Raw genomic sequence first — 15,334 nt, forward strand, 5'->3', positions numbered from 1 at the left:
ACGCTCGCTCCTACAGGGGATTGGGATATCGCCAAACAACCTTTCATCCCAAAGCGATACAAAAACAAATACGACACGTCATTTTCTGTTTGATATTAATTTTTGTATCGCTTATAAAGTTCTCCATGCCCTCGAACAGATTCACGGCGGGAGACCCCCATGTACGCACAGCTCGTAGAAACAGGCGTAAAGCGCATCAAAGACCTCTCGGAGATGTCCGATGAGGAGCGCGCCTTCCAGGAAAAAATCGATTCAGAAATCAAGATCGAAGCCAAGAACTGGATGCCAGATGCCTACCGGCAAACCCTGATCCGGCAGATTTCCCAGCACGCCCACTCGGAAATCGTCGGCATGCTCCCGGAAGGCAACTGGGTCACCCGCGCGCCGACGCTCAAACGCAAATTGCAATTGATGGCCAAGATCCAGGACGAAGCCGGTCACGGCCTGTACCTGTACAGCGCCATGGAAACCCTGGGTGCCGACCGCGATGAAGAGATCGCCAAGCTGCACAGCGGCAAGGCCAAGTATTCGAGCATCTTCAATTACCCGACGCTGAACTGGGCCGACATGGGTGCGGTGGGCTGGCTGGTGGATGGCGCGGCGATCGTCAACCAGGTGGTGCTGCAGCGCACCTCCTACGGCCCCTATTCCCGGGCGATGATCCGCATCTGCAAGGAAGAGAGTTTCCACCAGCGCCAGGGCTACGAAATCCTCCTGACCATGATGCGTCACGGCACTCAGGCGCAAAAAGACATGGTCCAGGATGCGATCAACCGCCTGTGGTGGCCGTCGCTGATGATGTTCGGCCCAAGCGATGAACACTCGCCAAACAGCGCGCAATCCATGGCCTGGAAAATCAAGCGCCAGAGCAACGACGAACTGCGCCAGCGCTTCATCGACCAGACCATCCCGCAGCTGGAACTGCTGGGCTGCACCTGCCCCGACCCGGATTTGAAGTGGAACGCCGAGCGCGGTCACTACGACTTCGGCGAAATCCAGTGGGACGAATTCTACGAAGTGCTCAAGGGCAACGGCCCGTGCAACACCGAACGCGTCGCTACCCGCCGCAAGGCGATTGAAGACGGCGCCTGGGTTCGTGAAGCCGCCGTCGCCCACGCCCGCAAAAAACAAAACAAGAACGCCGCTTGATTGATCTTCGGCGGCTTCCATGCCGCCAAAAGATCGCAGGCTGCGCCAGCTCCTACAGGAGCCGGTGATCCCATGTAGGAGCTGCCGAAGGCTGCGATCTTTTGATCTTCAGCCCCGTCAGCAAAAAACCGAACAGATGTGGAGTAACTGAAATGTCCGAATGGACCCTCTTCGAAGTCTTCGTGCGCAGCAAGCACGGCCTCAACCACAAGCACGTCGGCAGCGTGCATGCCGCCGACACCACCATGGCGATCGAGAACGCCCGCGAGCTGTACACCCGTCGTAGCGAAGGCGTGAGCCTGTGGGTCGTGCCCTCAAAGCTGATCACCGCCTCATCGCCGGATGAGAAAGACCCGCTGTTCGATCCGTCGGACGACAAGGTTTACCGCCATGCCAGCTTCTACGAGCTGCCGGCCGAAGTCGGGCACATGTGAGGTCGACCATGAATAACAAGACCGATCTGATCGAATACCTGCTGCGCCTGGGCGACAGCGCCCTGATCCAGGGCCAGCGCCTGTGCCAGTGGTGCGGCAAGGCCCCGGCGCTGGAAGAAGAGCTGGCGCTGATGAACGTCGGCCTCGACTTGGTGGGCCAGGCCCGCAACTGGCTGGACTACGCCGCCGAGCTGCTGGACGACGGCCGCGACGCCGACGACCTGGCGTTCCGCCGCGACGAGCGCGCCTATCGCAACCTGCTGTTGGTGGAACAACCTAACGGCGATTACGCGGTAACCCTCCTCAAGCAGTTCCTGTATGACGCCTGGCACCTGCCGGTCCTCCAGGGCCTGAGCCAGTCCAGCGATGAGCGCATTGCCGGGATCGCCGCCAAAGCGGTCAAGGAAGTCACCTATCACCTGCGCCGCTCCGGCGAGTGGGTCGAGCGTCTGGGTGACGGCACCGAGGAAAGCCACCAGCGCATGCTCGCGGCCATTCCCGAGGTCTGGCGTTTTACCGTTGAATTGATCGCCGCCGATGACAGCGAACAGCGCCTGTGCGAAGCCGGTATCACCCCGGACATCGCCAGCGTGAGGGCGCAGTGGCAAGCCAAGGTCAACGACATTTTCGCCAGCGCCACCCTGCCCGTGCCGGCAGCACCGAGCTATTTCTACCTGAATGCGCGCAAGGGCCTGCACACCGAGCACCTGGGCATCCTGCTGGCCGAAATGCAGTTCCTGCCACGAGCGTACCCCGATGCAACCTGGTGAGTTGATCGCCAGCGACCTCGGCGCCCGGCCGGCACAACCGAGCGACTTAACCGCCGCCTGGGCGATCCTGGCCGAGGTCATGGACCCGGAAGTCCCGGTGGTCAGCGTGGTGGACCTGGGGATCGTCCGCGATCTCGACTGGCAAGCCGGGCACTTGCATGTGGTGGTCACCCCGACCTATTCCGGATGCCCGGCGACCGAAGTGATCGAGGGTGATATCCGCCAGGCGCTGGAACAGGCCGGCTTCCAGGCACCGAACCTGGAGCGCCGCCTGACCCCGGCCTGGACCACCGACTGGATCACCGACAGCGGCCGCGAACGCCTGCGCGCCTACGGCATCGCACCACCTGAAGGCAGCACCAGCAAACGCAGCCTGCTCGGCGAAAGCCCGGTGATCGCCTGCCCGCAATGCGGCAGCGTCCACACCGAAGTGCTCAGCGAGTTTGGCTCCACCGCGTGCAAGGCGCTGTATCGCTGCGTCGATTGCCGGGAACCGTTCGACTATTTCAAGTGCATCTGAGCGGCGTCTGCCGTCCAGCTGGAGAACAACAATGAGCAAATTTCACAGCCTGACCATCAAGGATGTGCGCACCGAGACCCGTGACGCGGTGTCCATCGCCTTCGAGATTCCGCAGCACCTGCAGGACAGCTTTCATTACACCCAGGGCCAGCACCTGGTGATGCGCACCCAGCTGGACGGCGAGGAAGTGCGCCGCTCCTACTCGATCTGCACCGGCGTCAACGACGGTGAACTGCGGGTTGCTATCAAGCGCGTCGCAGGCGGTCGTTTTTCCGCGTTTGCCAACGAGCAGTTGAAGGCCGGGCACAGCCTGGAAGTGATGCCGCCCGCCGGGCATTTCAGCGTTGAACTCGATCCCGCCCGCCACGGCAACTACCTGGCCGTCGCCGCCGGCAGCGGCATCACGCCGATCCTGTCGATCATCAAGACCACCCTGGAAACCGAGCCCCACAGCCGCGTCACCCTGCTGTACGGCAACCGCTCCAGCTCGGGCGCACTGTTTCGCGAACAGCTGGAAGACTTGAAGAACCGCTACCTGCAACGCTTGAACCTGATCTTCGTGTTCAGCCGCGAGCAGCAGGATGTCGACCTGTACAACGGCCGGATCAACGCCGAGAAATGCGAGCAGCTGTTCAGCCGCTGGCTCGACGTCAAGGCTCTCGACGCCGCCTTCATCTGCGGCCCGCAGGAAATGACCGAGACCGTGCGCGACAGCCTCAAGGCCAAGGGCATTGCGCCTGAGCGCATTCATTTCGAATTGTTCGCCGCCGCTGGCAGCCAGCAGAAACGCCAGGCCCGCGAAGCCGCCCGCCAGGTCGATGCGGCGGTCAGCCAGATCACCGTGATCAGCGATGGCCGTGCCCTGGCCTTCGACCTGCCGCGCAACAGCCAGAGCATCCTCGATGCCGGCAACGCCCAGGGTGCCGAACTGCCCTACTCGTGCAAGGCCGGTGTGTGCTCGACGTGCAAATGCAAGGTCATCGAAGGCGAAGTGGAAATGGACAGCAACCACGCCCTGGAAGACTACGAAGTGGCCGCCGGCTATGTGCTGTCGTGCCAGGCCTTCCCGATCAGCGACAAGGTGGTGCTGGATTTCGATCAGCTCTGATATCCGATCTACCGGACTTACACAAAACCCTGTGGGAGCGGGCTTGCCCGCGAAGAGGCCATCAGATTCAACATTGATGTCGCCTGATATTCCGTCTTCGCGGGCAAGCCCGCTCCCACAATGATCTGTGTTGTATCCCATAGCTGCGCCCACAACAAAAAAAACAAAGGACACCACCATGAGCCCCCAAGACATAGAACTCATCCACCAGCACCCCCACTTCATCCAGCTGGTACGCCGCAAGCAGGCGCTGTACTGGTCCCTGTCGCTGATCATGCTGGTGATCTATTTCGGCTTTGTCCTGCTGGTGGCGTTCTCCCCCTCCACCCTCGGCCAGTCCCTGAGTGGCGGCGTGACCACCGTGGGCATGCTGGTGGGTGTGGTGATCGTGGTGCTGGCCTTTGCCTTGACCGGTTTCTACGTCTATCGCGCCAACAACGTGATCGACCCGCTGAATGAAAAACTCAAGCAGGAGTGCGCCCGATGAGCCGTCTTCTTGCGTTGTTCCTGTTGCCGCTGGCTCTGGTCACCGATCTTGCGGTAGCCGCCGAGGGCGCGTCCCGTCCACTGAACTGGAACGCCATCGGCATGTTCATGCTGTTCGTCCTGTTCACCCTCGGTGTGACGCGCTGGGCCGCATTGCGCACCCGCTCGGCCAGTGACTTCTACACCGCTGGCGGCGGCATGACCGGCTTCCAGAACGGCCTGGCGATTGCCGGCGACATGATCTCGGCAGCATCCTTCCTCGGCATTTCCGCGATGATGTTCCTTAACGGCTACGACGGTTTGCTCTATGCATTGGGCGTCCTGGCCGGCTGGCCGATCATCCTGTTCCTGATCGCCGAACGCCTGCGCAACCTCGGTAAATACACCTTCGCCGACGTGGTCTCCTATCGCCTGGAACAGACGCCCGTGCGCCTGACGTCGGCCTTCGGCACCCTGACCGTGGCACTGATGTACCTGGTGGCGCAGATGGTCGGCGCTGGCAAGCTGATCGAATTGCTGTTCGGTATCGATTACCTCTACGCGGTGATGCTGGTCGGCGTGCTGATGGTGTTCTATGTCACCTTCGGCGGCATGCTCGCCACCACCTGGGTGCAGATCATCAAGGCGGTGATGCTGCTATTCGGTACCAGTTTCATGGCGTTCATGGTGCTCAAGCATTTCGGTTTCAGCACCGAAGCGATGTTCGCCGGTGCTACCGCCGTGCACGCCAAAGGCAGCGCGATCATGGCCCCCGGCGCCTTGCTGTCCAATCCGGTCGATGCCATTTCCCTGGGCCTGGGCATGATCTTCGGCACCGCCGGCCTGCCGCATATCCTGATGCGTTTCTTCACCGTCAGCGATGCCAGGGAAGCACGTAAAAGCGTGTTCTACGCCACCGGTTTCATTGGCTACTTCTACTTGCTGCTGATCATCGTCGGCTTCGGCGCGATCGTCATGGTCGGCACCGATCCGGCGTACCGCGATGCCAGCGGCGCGATCATCGGCGGCGGCAACATGGTCGCCGTGCATTTGGCCCAGGCGGTCGGCGGCAACCTGTTCCTTGGTTTCATTTCTGCGGTCGCCTTCGCCACCATCCTGGCGGTGGTGGCCGGGCTGGCGTTGTCCGGCGCCTCGGCGGTGTCCCACGACCTGTATGCCTGCGTGATGCGCAAGGGCCAGGCCAGCGAGCAGCAGGAAATGCGTGTATCGCGAATCGCCACCCTGTGCATTGGTGTGCTGGCGATCATCCTTGGCCTTTTGTTCGAATCGCAGAACATTGCCTTCCTGTCCGGGCTGGTGCTGGCCATCGCGGCCTCGGTGAATTTCCCGGTGCTGTTCCTCTCGATGTACTGGAAAGGCCTGACCACCCGTGGCGCGGTCAGCGGCAGCCTGATGGGGCTGGTGTCGGCAATCGTCTTGCTGGTGCTGAGCCCGGCGGTGTGGGTCAACGTGCTGCATCACGACCAGGCACTGTTCCCCTATTCCAACCCCGCACTGTTTTCCATGAGCCTGGCCTTTTTCAGCGCCTGGCTGTTTTCCGTCACCGACCGTTCGCCACGTGCCGCCCTTGAGCGCGGCCGTTACCTGGCGCAGTTCATTCGTTCCATGACCGGCATCGGCGCTTCGGGCGCCAGCCAACACTAGTTCTTAACTTGATGACCAAACCCGGAGCATTTGCAATGTCCCACGCCCCTACCCTGCAAAGTTTCATCGCCGGCCGCTGGATCGGCCAACAAGGCGCGCAAATCCTGCGCAGTGCCATCGACGGCCATGAAATCGCACGCACCCATGAAGAGCGTCCGGACTTCGCCGAAGCCATCGAACACGGCCGCCGCCAAGGCGTCAGCGGCCTGATGGCGCTGGACTTCCAGCAACGCGCCCAGCGTCTCAAGGCCCTGGCCCTGTACCTGGCCGAACGCAAGGAACAGCTCTACGCGATATCCCACCACAGCGGCGCGACCCGTGCCGACAGCTGGATCGACATCGAAGGCGGCAACAGCACGCTGTTCACCTATGCCAGCCTTGGCTCGCGTGAACTGCCATCGGGCAACGTCGTCCACGAAGGCCCGGCGCTGCAATTGAGCAAGATGGGCACCTTCGCCGGCACCCACATCCTGGTGCCACGCGGCGGTGTCGCGGTGCACATCAACGCCTTCAACTTCCCGATCTGGGGCATGCTGGAAAAATTCGCGCCGAGCTTCCTCGCCGGCATGCCGTGCATCGTCAAGCCAGCCAGCGCCACCAGCTACCTGACCGAAGCCGTGGTGCGCCTGATGGACGACTCCGGCCTGCTCCCGGCGGGCAGCCTGCAGCTGATTATCGGCGGCACCGGTGACCTGCTCGATCGCCTGCAAGGCCAGGACGTGGTGACCTTCACCGGTTCCGCCGACACCGCGGCCAAGCTTCGGGTCAACCCGAACCTGATTCGCAATTCGGTGCCGTTCACTGCCGAAGCCGACTCGCTGAACTGCGCGATCCTCGCTCCGGACGTCACCCCGGATGACGAAGAGTTCGAGCTGTTCATCAAGGAAGTCGCCAGGGAGATGACCACCAAGGCAGGGCAGAAATGCACCGCCATCCGTCGCGCCATCGTCCCGGCCAAGCACATCGATGCAGTGGCCACGCGCTTGCGTGATCGCCTGGCGAAAGTCGTGGTCGGCGACCCGTCGGTAGAAGGCGTGCGCATGGGTGCGTTGGCGTCCCACGATCAGCAGAAAGACGTGGCCGAACGCCTGGAAATGCTGTTGCAGAGCAGCGACCTGCTGTTCGGCGCCCGCGACGGTTTCGAACCTCGCGGCGAGAACGTCGATAAGGGCGCGTTCTTCGCCCCGACCCTGTTGCAGGCCCGCGACCCGCACGCCGAAGGTGGCGCTCACGACATCGAAGCGTTCGGTCCAGTCAGCACCCTGATGGCTTACGACGATCTGGACGAAGCACTGGCCCTGGCCGCACGCGGCAAAGGCAGCCTGGTGGCAAGCCTGGTGACCAAGGATCCGCACATCGCCGCCAAAGCGATTCCAGTGGCCGCGGCCCTGCACGGCCGTCTGCTGGTACTTGACCGCAACTGCGCCGGTGAATCCACCGGTCACGGTTCGCCACTGCCACAACTCAAGCACGGCGGCCCGGGTCGTGCCGGCGGCGGTGAAGAACTCGGCGGCCTGCGTGCGGTGAAACACTACCTGCAACGCGCGGCGGTACAAGGCTCGCCGACCATGCTGGCAGCGGTCACCGGTGAATACGTACGCGGCGCCAAGGTCATCGAAACCGAAGTGCACCCATTCCGTCGCTATTTCCAGGACCTGCAGATCGGCGAGTCGCTGCTGACTCACCGTCGCACCGTCACCGAGGCGGACCTGGTGAACTTCGGTTGCCTGTCGGGCGACCACTTCTACATGCACTTCGACGACATCGCGGCCAAGGAATCGCAATTCGGCAAGCGCATCGCCCACGGCTACTTCGTGCTGTCGGCAGCAGCCGGCCTGTTCGTATCCCCTGGCGTCGGCCCGGTACTGGCCAACTACGGCCTGGACACCCTGCGCTTCATCAACCCGGTCGGCATCGGCGACACCATCCAGGCGCGCCTGACCTGCAAACGCAAGATCGACCAGGGCAAGAAGAGCCCGCAAGGCGTTCCGCAAGGGGTGGTGGCGTGGGATGTGGAAGTGACCAACCAGCTCGGCGAGCTGGTGGCCAGTTATGACATTCTGACCCTCGTAGTCAAACGCGAAGACTGACCTGCCTCACCTGAGCATTCCCACGCTCCGCGTGGGAATGCAGCCCGGGACGCTCTGCGTCCCCTCCAGCGCTGGAACGCGGAGCGTCCCTTGAGGCATTCCCACGCAGAGCGTGGGAACGATCGTTACAGGCTCAATGCCCGCGCAACCACTCGATGAACAGCGCAAACAACTCCGACTGCGAACCCACCTCCAGCTTCAGATACAAGTTCTTGCGGTGCATGCGCACGGTTTCCGGGGAGATGTTCATCTGGCTGGCGGTGGATTTCACCGAGTGTCCCCGCAGCACCATGTGCGCCACTTCGCGCTCGCGTTCGGTGAGCAAGTCACAACCGAACTGTTCGAACGCCGTTTGCACCCGATGCTTGAGATCATCGCGCAGGCCTTGATCGTTATCGCCCTGGATCTCGTCACTGCGCTGCAGGCCACGACGACTGAATTCGCTGATGAATTCGCGCACCAGCGGTTCGACCGCGCGCAGCAGATTCAACTGCTCGACCCGCAGGCATTCACCGCCGAAACCTTGAAAGAGGCTGACGGAGATTTTCGTGTCGTTGCCGGTATCGACAATGTAGTAGCTGTCTTCCGAACAGTTCGCCTTCAGGTAATAGGTCTTGTAGTAATCACTGTCGAAGAAGTTGTCCGGCGCAATTTCCTCCAGGTGATAAAACCCCTGTGCCAGTCCCTGCTCCACCGCCAGGCAGAACGGGTCGAGCAAGTAGCCCCCGGCAAAATAGCGCTCAAGAATCGAGACCTGATACTCCTGGGCAATCCCGCGCTGATACAGCAACTGTGGTGCGCGGTCCTTGCGCTCCAGGCTGATCATCATCGACTCGATGGACACCAGCTGCGCCAACGCCGACGCCAGGTATTGCAGCGCGTCGGGCTCATCGATATGGGCGAACGCCTCGCGCATGCCCCCATGCCATTTATGCAGTGCCCCGAAGGGCATCGTGATCAGTGTTTCGTCGTTTGGCTTGCTCATGCCACGCAGTCTAGCGGGTGAACAGTCCCTTGGTAACGACCTGAGGGTTGAAATCATTGGCCGAAATACTGGCCGCTCGCCTCAAGCTCGGCCGCCACTTCCAGGATGCACTCGCGCAGGATGTCGACGATCTCATCGACCTGTGCATAAGTCAGGATCAGCGGCGGCGACATCACGTTAAGGTGCATGATCGGCCGCACCAGCAGCCCCCTCGCTTGTGCCCGCACATGGATTTTCTCACCAATGTTGATTGCGTCGGCGAACAACGCCTTGGTGCGTTTGTCGGCGACGAACTCCACGCACGCCATCAATTTCAGGCAACGCACATCACCCACCAGGGGCAGGTCGCGCAACGTGGCCAGGCGCTGCTCCAGGTAACCGCCAACATCGTCGACGTGGGCCAGCAGGTTTTCCCGCTCGATGATTTCAATGTTCTTCAGCGCTGCCGTGCAGCACACCGGATGGCCGCTGTAGGTGAAGCCATGGGTAAAGCAACGGCCCTGGCCCGGCTCGGCAATGACCTTCCAGATGCGCTCGGAAAAGATGCACGCGCCCAGCGGCAGGTAAGCCGAAGTCAGGCCCTTGGCGGTGGTGATGATGTCAGGCTGCACGTCGAACACATCCTTTGACGCGAAGAACTTGCCCAGGCGACCGAACGAAGTGACCACCTCGTCGGCGACGAACAGGATGTCGTAGCGCTGGCAGACTTCCCACATGCGCTTGAGGTAACCCTTGGGTGGAATGATCACCCCGCCTGAGCCCATCACCGGCTCGGCAAAGAAACCGGCGACCTTGTCTGCGCCAATCGACAGGATCTTGTCCTCAAACTCCTTGACCAGGAACTCGAGGAACTGCGCCTCGTCCATGCCATCCGGCGCACGGTAGGGATTGGGGTTCGACACGTGGTGAATCAGCGGGTTGGCGTAATCGAACTCCGGCACCCGGTCGGCCGCCTTGTTGCCGATCGACATGGTCAGGGTGGTGGAGCCGTGGTACGCGTTGAAACGGGCGATGACGTGCTTTTTTTCCGGCAGGCCGCGGCAGTTCTGGTAGTACTGGATCAGCCGGTAGGCTGTGTCCACGGCAGTTGAGCCGCCGGTGGTGAGGAACACATGATCGAGGTCGCCGGGCGCCAGGCTGGCGAGTTTTTCGCACAACTCGATGGCCACGTTGTTGGACATGTCGGAAAACGGGTTGGAATAGGCCAGCTGTCGCACCTGATCGGCAATGGCCTGGGCCATTTCCTCACGGCCCAGGCCGATATTGGTGCACCACATGCCGCCCACGGCATCGAGAAAGCGGTTGCCCTGGGTGTCGTAGATATAGGCGCCATCACCGGCGACGATGTTCAAGGAGCCTTGTTCGGCATGTTCGTCGAACATGTGATAACCGTGCATATGGTGGGCCTTGTCGGCCTTGACCAGCCGGGACTCGTCCGCTGGGGAAAAAACGCTGCGTGTTGGCGTCGCCATAAATAAACCTCTAACCGGATTGACTAACGATCGAACGAATCAGATGCCGCTTTTCACCGTGCTCCAGACACGGGTCATGGCGCGCATGTCCTTGGCGTCCTGGGTCTTCTGCGGGAACAGGCGCTCGCGGGTGGCGTCATCGGGGTAAATCGCCGGGTTATTGCGCACATCGGAATTCAACAAAGGCGTGGCCGCCGCGTTGCTGTTGGCGTAATGGATGTAGTCAGTGACGTCCGCCATCACCTGCGGTTGCATCAGGTATTCAAGGAATTTGTGCGCATTGGCGACATGGGGTGCGTCCGCCGGGATGTACATGTTGTCGAACCAGATCAGCGAGCCTTCCTTGGGAATGAAGTAGGACAGGTTGATGTTCAACTTGGCTTCTTCCGCGCGGGCCATGGCCGTCGCGTAGTCGCCGGACCAGGTCATGGCCATGCACACATCGCCGTTGGGCAGGCTGGTGAGGTAATTGACCGAGTCGAACTTGCGGATGTACGGCCGCACCGACAACAGCAGTTCCTGCGCCGCCTTCAGGTCATCCGGCTTGGCGCTGCGCGGATCGCGGCCCAGGTACTTGAGCGCCAGGGGAATCACTTCGGTGGGCGCATCGACCAGGGTCACACCGCAGTCGGCGAAGCGTGAGACGATCTTCGGATCGAAAATCATTGCCAGCGAGCCGATCGGCGCATCCGGCATGCGCTCCTTGATCTTGTCGACGTTGTAGGTGATGCCATTGCTGCCCCAGGTATAAGGTGCCGAGTAGGTGGGGCCCGGATCGAACCCTTGCAAGTCGTGCAAGACTTTCGGGTCCAGGTTGCTCCAGCCCGGCAGTAGTTTCTTGTCCAGTGGCTGGAACACCTTGGCCTGGATCAGCGGCGGCGCGAGGGATGCATTCAGCACGATCAGGTCGTAACCGGAGTGGCCGGTGAGCAGCTTGGCCTGCACCGTTTCATAGGCATCGAAGGTGTCGTAGATCACCTTGATACCGGTGGCCTTTTCAAAATCGGCCAGGGTTTTCTCACCGATGTAGTCCGCCCAATTATATAGCCGCAGCGTATTGGCGCCGTCCGGCTCGCCAGCGTGGGCACTCAGGGTCAGCGATACAACAAACAGACTGGAAATCACCTTAAGCAGTGTCTTGCCCATAGCAAATGCACCTTATCAAGCGAGTTCGGCTCTGGATGAGCGGATGAACCTACTATTGGTGGATTCGCCAGGCGGCACCATACCCCGAATGGGTGTGTGGGCGGATTTACCGACGCAATATGGCAAAAAGCATCAGCTCGGTTGACCCGTTTTGTCATAGCTGCGGGGTTCCCTTGCCGCTTAAAGTGGCCGTCGAACCGACTCTGCAAGAGCCCGCAATGACCGACCTGATCAAACAAGACTATCGCGATGGCGTGCTGACACTGACCATTGATCGTCCCGACAAGCTCAACGCCCTGACCAACGCCATGTACACGCGCTTGGCCGACCTGCTGTTTGCAGCTGACGAGAACGACGAAATCGGGGTGGTCATCGTGACCGGTGGCCCGAACTGTTTTACCAGTGGCAACGACCTGGTGGATTTCCTGCAAGAGCCGCCAACGCACCTGGACAGCCCGGCATTTCGCCTGATGCGCGCCGTGACCCACCTGCGAAAGCCGTTGATCGCGGCGGTTTGCGGGGCCGCCATCGGCATCGGCACCACCCTGCTGCTGCATTGCGACCAGGTGCTGGTGACCCGTAATGCCAAGCTGCGCACGCCGTTCGTCAATCTGGGCCTGTGCCCCGAGTTCGGTGCCAGCCTGCTGCTACCACGCCGACTGGGCCAGGCACGCGCGGCGCGCCTGCTGTTGTTGGGCGACAGCCTTGATGGCAGCGAAGCGGTGGCCTGGGGCCTGGCCAACGAAGCCTTCGATGACGGCGAGCAGTGCCTGGCCGCGGCGGCAAAAATTGCCCAGCGCTTCCTGGCGATGCCCCAGCAAGCCTTGCGCCAATCCCGGCAGCTGATGACCCAGGCCGGCATGGCCGAACTGCAAGCCACCCTGCGCGAAGAAAACCTGCTGTTCATCCAGCGTCTCAACACCGTTGAGGCAAAAACGGCCTTGAACGCCCTGCTCAATCGCAGTACAGATAAGAATCCAGCAAAAGGAACACAGCCATGAACACCCCGGAAATTTACGTCGTCAGCGCCGCTCGTACCGCCATTGGCACCTTCGGCGGTTCACTCAAGGACGTGCCACCGGCCGATCTCGCGACCACCGCCGTGAAAGCCGCCCTGCAAAAAGCCGCCGTTGACCCGGCGCTGGTCGGTCATCTGGTGATGGGCCATGTGATCCCGACTGAAACCCGCGACGCCTACATCTCCCGCGTTGCCGCCATGAACGCCGGCATCCCGAAGGAAACCCCGGCCTACAACGTCAACCGCCTGTGCGGTTCGGGCCTGCAAGCGATCATCAGCGCGGCGCAGACCCTGCTGCTGGGCGACGCCGACATCGCCATCGGCGCCGGTGCCGAGTCCATGAGCCGTGGCCCGTACCTGCTGCCATCCGCTCGTTGGGGCGCGCGCATGGGCAACGTCCAGGCCGTCGACTACATGCTCGGCATCCTGCATGACCCGTTCCAGAACATCCACATGGGCATCACCGCGGAGAACGTCGCCGCACGCAACGGCATCACCCGTGAAATGCAGGATGCCCTGGCCCTGGAAGACCAGAAACGCGCAGCCCACGCGATTGCCAACGGCTATTTCGTTGATCAGATCGCGACCGTGGAAATCCCGGATCGCAAGGGCACCAAGCTGTTCAACGTCGACGAGCATCCACGCGCCACGTCCCTGGAACAGTTGGCGGCGATGAAGCCGGCGTTCAAGAAGGACGGCTCGGTCACCGCCGGCAACGCCTCCGGTCTCAACGACGGTGCTGCCGCACTGGTCATGGCCACCGGCGCTGCGGTCCAGGTCAACAACCTGCGCCCACTGGCCCGCCTGGTCAGCTACGCCCACGCCGGCCTCGAACCGGAACTGATGGGCCTGGGCCCGATCCCGGCCACGCGCCTGGCGCTCAAGCGCGCCGGCCTGACCGTCGCCGACATGGACGTGATCGAAGCCAACATCGCGTTCGCCGCACAAGCCTGTGCCGTCAGCCAGGAGCTGGACCTGGACCCGGCCAAGGTCAACCCGAACGGCTCGGGCATCGCCCTGGGTCACCCAGTGGGCGCTACCGGCGCAATCATCGCCACCAAGGCCATCCACGAACTGCACCGCATCAACGGCCGTTACGCACTGGTGACCATGTGCATCGGCGGTGGCCAGGGCATCGCGGCGATTTTCGAACGCGCCTGACCCCTCTGTAGGAGCTGTCGCAGGCTGCGATCCTTTGACCTGAAAAATCAAGGTCAAAAGATCGCAGCCTGCGGCGGCTCCTACACCAATAGGGTTACGGTCAAGCAACATCCTTTCCAACCGTTCCACCACCCTCGCGGCTCGTCACGCGCGCTTCCTGCTGCTTGATCCCCGACAACATCAACACCAATAAGGCACACAACAACAGTGTCTGCCCCAATGCCTGCCCCCAGGCTACAAGCATCAGCCCGCCACCGATCAACAGGTAATACAGCAATCCAAACAACGCCCCCGCCGTGCCCAGTCGATCACCGTAATTGATCAGGGCCGCGCCGAGGATATTGGGGATAGCCATGCCGAACGCCAGCACCACCAGCAGCATTGGCAGGACAAACAGGGCGCCTTGCTCCAGAAGCAACACACCGCTCGCACCCAGCAACATTATCGCGCCGGCCACCTGGATCAGCTGACGCCCACTCAGCCCTCGTTGCAACAGTCGTTTGTTGAGCCAGGCGCCAAGGCCGGAGCCCAGGGCCAGGACGACACCGCTGTAGCCGAACCATTGCGCACCTGAATCCAGGCGCTGGAACATGTAGGGGCCGAGGCTGTAGTAGCTGAACAGGGCAATGTTGAACGCCGCGACCAACAGCGTCGAGCGCCAGATGTCGCGATCACGCAGCATTGCGCACAGCGTTTCGAACAATGCCGGGGCTTTCACGACCTGTGGTCGGGTTTCCGGCAGATCTCGCAGGCACCAGAGCCACAGCCCCAGCGATAGCGCTAAAAGACAACCCAGTACACCCCGATAACCGAAGACCTGCACCAGGCTCGCCCCGGTAAACAAGCCAATCGCCGGGCTGGCCGCCAACGCGATACCCATCACCGAAAAAACCTGGGCCAGTTGCGCACCCCGGAAGCGGTCGCGCAGCACGGTTTGCGTAACAACCGAACCCACCGCCGCACCAAACGCAGCCAGGCCTTGCGCTACCAACAGCGCATTGAAGGTGCTGACAGTGAGCCCCATAGCCGACGCAGCGGCGTACAACACCAGGCCGGCGAGCATCGATGGTCGACGCCCAATGCGATCACACATTCGCCCCCACACCACTACACCGAACGCAAACGCCAGGAAAAATACCGACAGGGTTAGCGCCGTTTGTTGCGGACCCACAGAAAAAGCCTGGCCGATATCTGCCAACGCCGGGCTGTAGAGTGTTTGCGCGATCTGCGCAAACATCAGCAGGGCAACGGCTAACAGGAGGAGCTTTTTTCCCTTCATCACCACTTCCACTCGCAAGAAATCCGCTAAACAGATTAAGCAGTCGCAACTGGCGTACTATCGAAACCTTGC

The 15,334-nt window shown here is 61.6% G+C and carries 14 protein-coding genes; 10 read left to right on the plus strand and 4 right to left on the minus strand.

Annotated features, from left to right (window positions below; all coding sequences use genetic code 11):
* Nucleotides 1-159 precede the first annotated feature (159 nt).
* From paaA to paaZ, 8 genes are all read left to right on the plus strand, one after another.
* Nucleotides 160-1,149 carry a 1,2-phenylacetyl-CoA epoxidase subunit PaaA gene (paaA, locus tag HGP31_RS21940; protein WP_020795550.1) on the plus strand — a complete coding sequence of 330 codons (990 nt, stop codon included), beginning with the start codon at nt 160-162 and terminating at the stop codon, nt 1,147-1,149.
* A gap of 152 nt (nt 1,150-1,301) precedes the next feature.
* Entirely contained in the window at nt 1,302-1,583 is a 282-nt protein-coding gene (gene paaB, locus HGP31_RS21945; protein ID WP_020795551.1) for a 1,2-phenylacetyl-CoA epoxidase subunit PaaB, read from the plus strand.
* A gap of 8 nt (nt 1,584-1,591) precedes the next feature.
* The gene (gene paaC / locus HGP31_RS21950; protein ID WP_033043863.1) at nt 1,592-2,353 is read left to right on the plus strand and encodes a 1,2-phenylacetyl-CoA epoxidase subunit PaaC; all 762 of its coding nucleotides are present in this window, start codon (nt 1,592-1,594) and stop codon (nt 2,351-2,353) included.
* Entirely contained in the window at nt 2,340-2,873 is a 534-nt protein-coding gene (paaD, locus tag HGP31_RS21955) for a 1,2-phenylacetyl-CoA epoxidase subunit PaaD (RefSeq protein WP_168758658.1), read from the plus strand. The genes paaC and paaD overlap by 14 nt, the downstream gene beginning before the upstream one ends.
* A 31-nt stretch (nt 2,874-2,904) precedes the next feature.
* Complete coding sequence (paaE, locus tag HGP31_RS21960; RefSeq protein WP_033043864.1) at nt 2,905-3,981, plus strand: 1,2-phenylacetyl-CoA epoxidase subunit PaaE; 1,077 nt, start codon at nt 2,905-2,907, stop codon at nt 3,979-3,981.
* A 178-nt stretch (nt 3,982-4,159) separates the two neighbouring features.
* Complete coding sequence (locus tag HGP31_RS21965; RefSeq protein WP_020795555.1) at nt 4,160-4,468, plus strand: DUF485 domain-containing protein; 309 nt, start codon at nt 4,160-4,162, stop codon at nt 4,466-4,468.
* A complete protein-coding gene (locus HGP31_RS21970) occupies nt 4,465-6,111 on the plus strand; it encodes a cation acetate symporter (RefSeq protein ID WP_083349522.1) in 1,647 nt (548 codons plus the stop codon). The genes HGP31_RS21965 and HGP31_RS21970 overlap by 4 nt, the downstream gene beginning before the upstream one ends.
* A gap of 35 nt (nt 6,112-6,146) precedes the next feature.
* The gene (gene paaZ / locus HGP31_RS21975) at nt 6,147-8,201 is read left to right on the plus strand and encodes a phenylacetic acid degradation bifunctional protein PaaZ (RefSeq protein ID WP_168758660.1); all 2,055 of its coding nucleotides are present in this window, start codon (nt 6,147-6,149) and stop codon (nt 8,199-8,201) included.
* A gap of 133 nt (nt 8,202-8,334) precedes the next feature.
* On the opposite strand, the gene HGP31_RS21980 is transcribed toward paaZ, so the two are convergent.
* Genes HGP31_RS21980 through HGP31_RS21990 form a run of 3 tightly spaced genes read right to left on the minus strand, consistent with a single transcriptional unit; the run spans nt 8,335 to nt 11,804 of the window.
* Complete coding sequence (locus HGP31_RS21980; RefSeq protein WP_033045467.1) at nt 8,335-9,243, minus strand: LuxR C-terminal-related transcriptional regulator; 909 nt, start codon at nt 9,241-9,243, stop codon at nt 8,335-8,337.
* Nucleotides 9,240-10,658 carry an aminotransferase gene (locus HGP31_RS21985; RefSeq protein ID WP_168758662.1) on the minus strand — a complete coding sequence of 473 codons (1,419 nt, stop codon included), beginning with the start codon at nt 10,656-10,658 and terminating at the stop codon, nt 9,240-9,242. Before HGP31_RS21985 ends, HGP31_RS21980 begins: the two co-directional genes overlap by 4 nt.
* A gap of 39 nt (nt 10,659-10,697) precedes the next feature.
* On the minus strand, nt 10,698-11,804 hold the full coding sequence (locus HGP31_RS21990; protein WP_168758663.1) for a polyamine ABC transporter substrate-binding protein: 1,107 nt from the start codon (nt 11,802-11,804) through the stop codon (nt 10,698-10,700).
* Nucleotides 11,805-12,022: 218 nt separating this feature from the next.
* On the opposite strand from HGP31_RS21990, the gene HGP31_RS21995 reads away from it, so the two are divergent.
* Complete coding sequence (locus HGP31_RS21995; RefSeq protein ID WP_020795666.1) at nt 12,023-12,805, plus strand: enoyl-CoA hydratase-related protein; 783 nt, start codon at nt 12,023-12,025, stop codon at nt 12,803-12,805.
* Entirely contained in the window at nt 12,802-13,983 is a 1,182-nt protein-coding gene (locus HGP31_RS22000) for an acetyl-CoA C-acyltransferase family protein (protein ID WP_151142918.1), read from the plus strand. The genes HGP31_RS21995 and HGP31_RS22000 overlap by 4 nt, the downstream gene beginning before the upstream one ends.
* Nucleotides 13,984-14,083: 100 nt before the next feature.
* On the opposite strand, the gene HGP31_RS22005 is transcribed toward HGP31_RS22000, so the two are convergent.
* Nucleotides 14,084-15,262, minus strand: a complete 1,179-nt coding sequence (locus tag HGP31_RS22005; RefSeq protein WP_168758664.1) for a multidrug effflux MFS transporter — start codon at nt 15,260-15,262, stop codon at nt 14,084-14,086.
* Nucleotides 15,263-15,334 lie beyond the last annotated feature (72 nt).

The sequence above is a fragment of the Pseudomonas umsongensis genome, assembly GCF_012647205.1.
GTDB lineage: Bacteria > Pseudomonadota > Gammaproteobacteria > Pseudomonadales > Pseudomonadaceae > Aquipseudomonas > Aquipseudomonas umsongensis.

What these genes read in the sequence shown, in the direction of transcription:
- HGP31_RS22005 (WP_168758664.1), bottom strand. Translation starts at nt 15,262, where the DNA reads ATGAAGGGAAAAAAGCTCCTCCTGTTAGCCGTTGCCCTGCTGATGTTT.
- paaB (WP_020795551.1), top strand. Translation starts at nt 1,302, where the DNA reads ATGTCCGAATGGACCCTCTTCGAAGTCTTCGTGCGCAGCAAGCACGGC.
- HGP31_RS21970 (WP_083349522.1), top strand. Translation starts at nt 4,465, where the DNA reads ATGAGCCGTCTTCTTGCGTTGTTCCTGTTGCCGCTGGCTCTGGTCACC.
- HGP31_RS21980 (WP_033045467.1), bottom strand. Translation starts at nt 9,243, where the DNA reads ATGATTTCAACCCTCAGGTCGTTACCAAGGGACTGTTCACCCGCTAGA.
- paaE (WP_033043864.1), top strand. Translation starts at nt 2,905, where the DNA reads ATGAGCAAATTTCACAGCCTGACCATCAAGGATGTGCGCACCGAGACC.
- HGP31_RS21995 (WP_020795666.1), top strand. Translation starts at nt 12,023, where the DNA reads ATGACCGACCTGATCAAACAAGACTATCGCGATGGCGTGCTGACACTG.
- HGP31_RS22000 (WP_151142918.1), top strand. Translation starts at nt 12,802, where the DNA reads ATGAACACCCCGGAAATTTACGTCGTCAGCGCCGCTCGTACCGCCATT.
- HGP31_RS21985 (WP_168758662.1), bottom strand. Translation starts at nt 10,658, where the DNA reads ATGGCGACGCCAACACGCAGCGTTTTTTCCCCAGCGGACGAGTCCCGG.
- paaC (WP_033043863.1), top strand. Translation starts at nt 1,592, where the DNA reads ATGAATAACAAGACCGATCTGATCGAATACCTGCTGCGCCTGGGCGAC.
- paaZ (WP_168758660.1), top strand. Translation starts at nt 6,147, where the DNA reads ATGTCCCACGCCCCTACCCTGCAAAGTTTCATCGCCGGCCGCTGGATC.
- HGP31_RS21965 (WP_020795555.1), top strand. Translation starts at nt 4,160, where the DNA reads ATGAGCCCCCAAGACATAGAACTCATCCACCAGCACCCCCACTTCATC.
- paaD (WP_168758658.1), top strand. Translation starts at nt 2,340, where the DNA reads ATGCAACCTGGTGAGTTGATCGCCAGCGACCTCGGCGCCCGGCCGGCA.
- paaA (WP_020795550.1), top strand. Translation starts at nt 160, where the DNA reads ATGTACGCACAGCTCGTAGAAACAGGCGTAAAGCGCATCAAAGACCTC.
- HGP31_RS21990 (WP_168758663.1), bottom strand. Translation starts at nt 11,804, where the DNA reads ATGGGCAAGACACTGCTTAAGGTGATTTCCAGTCTGTTTGTTGTATCG.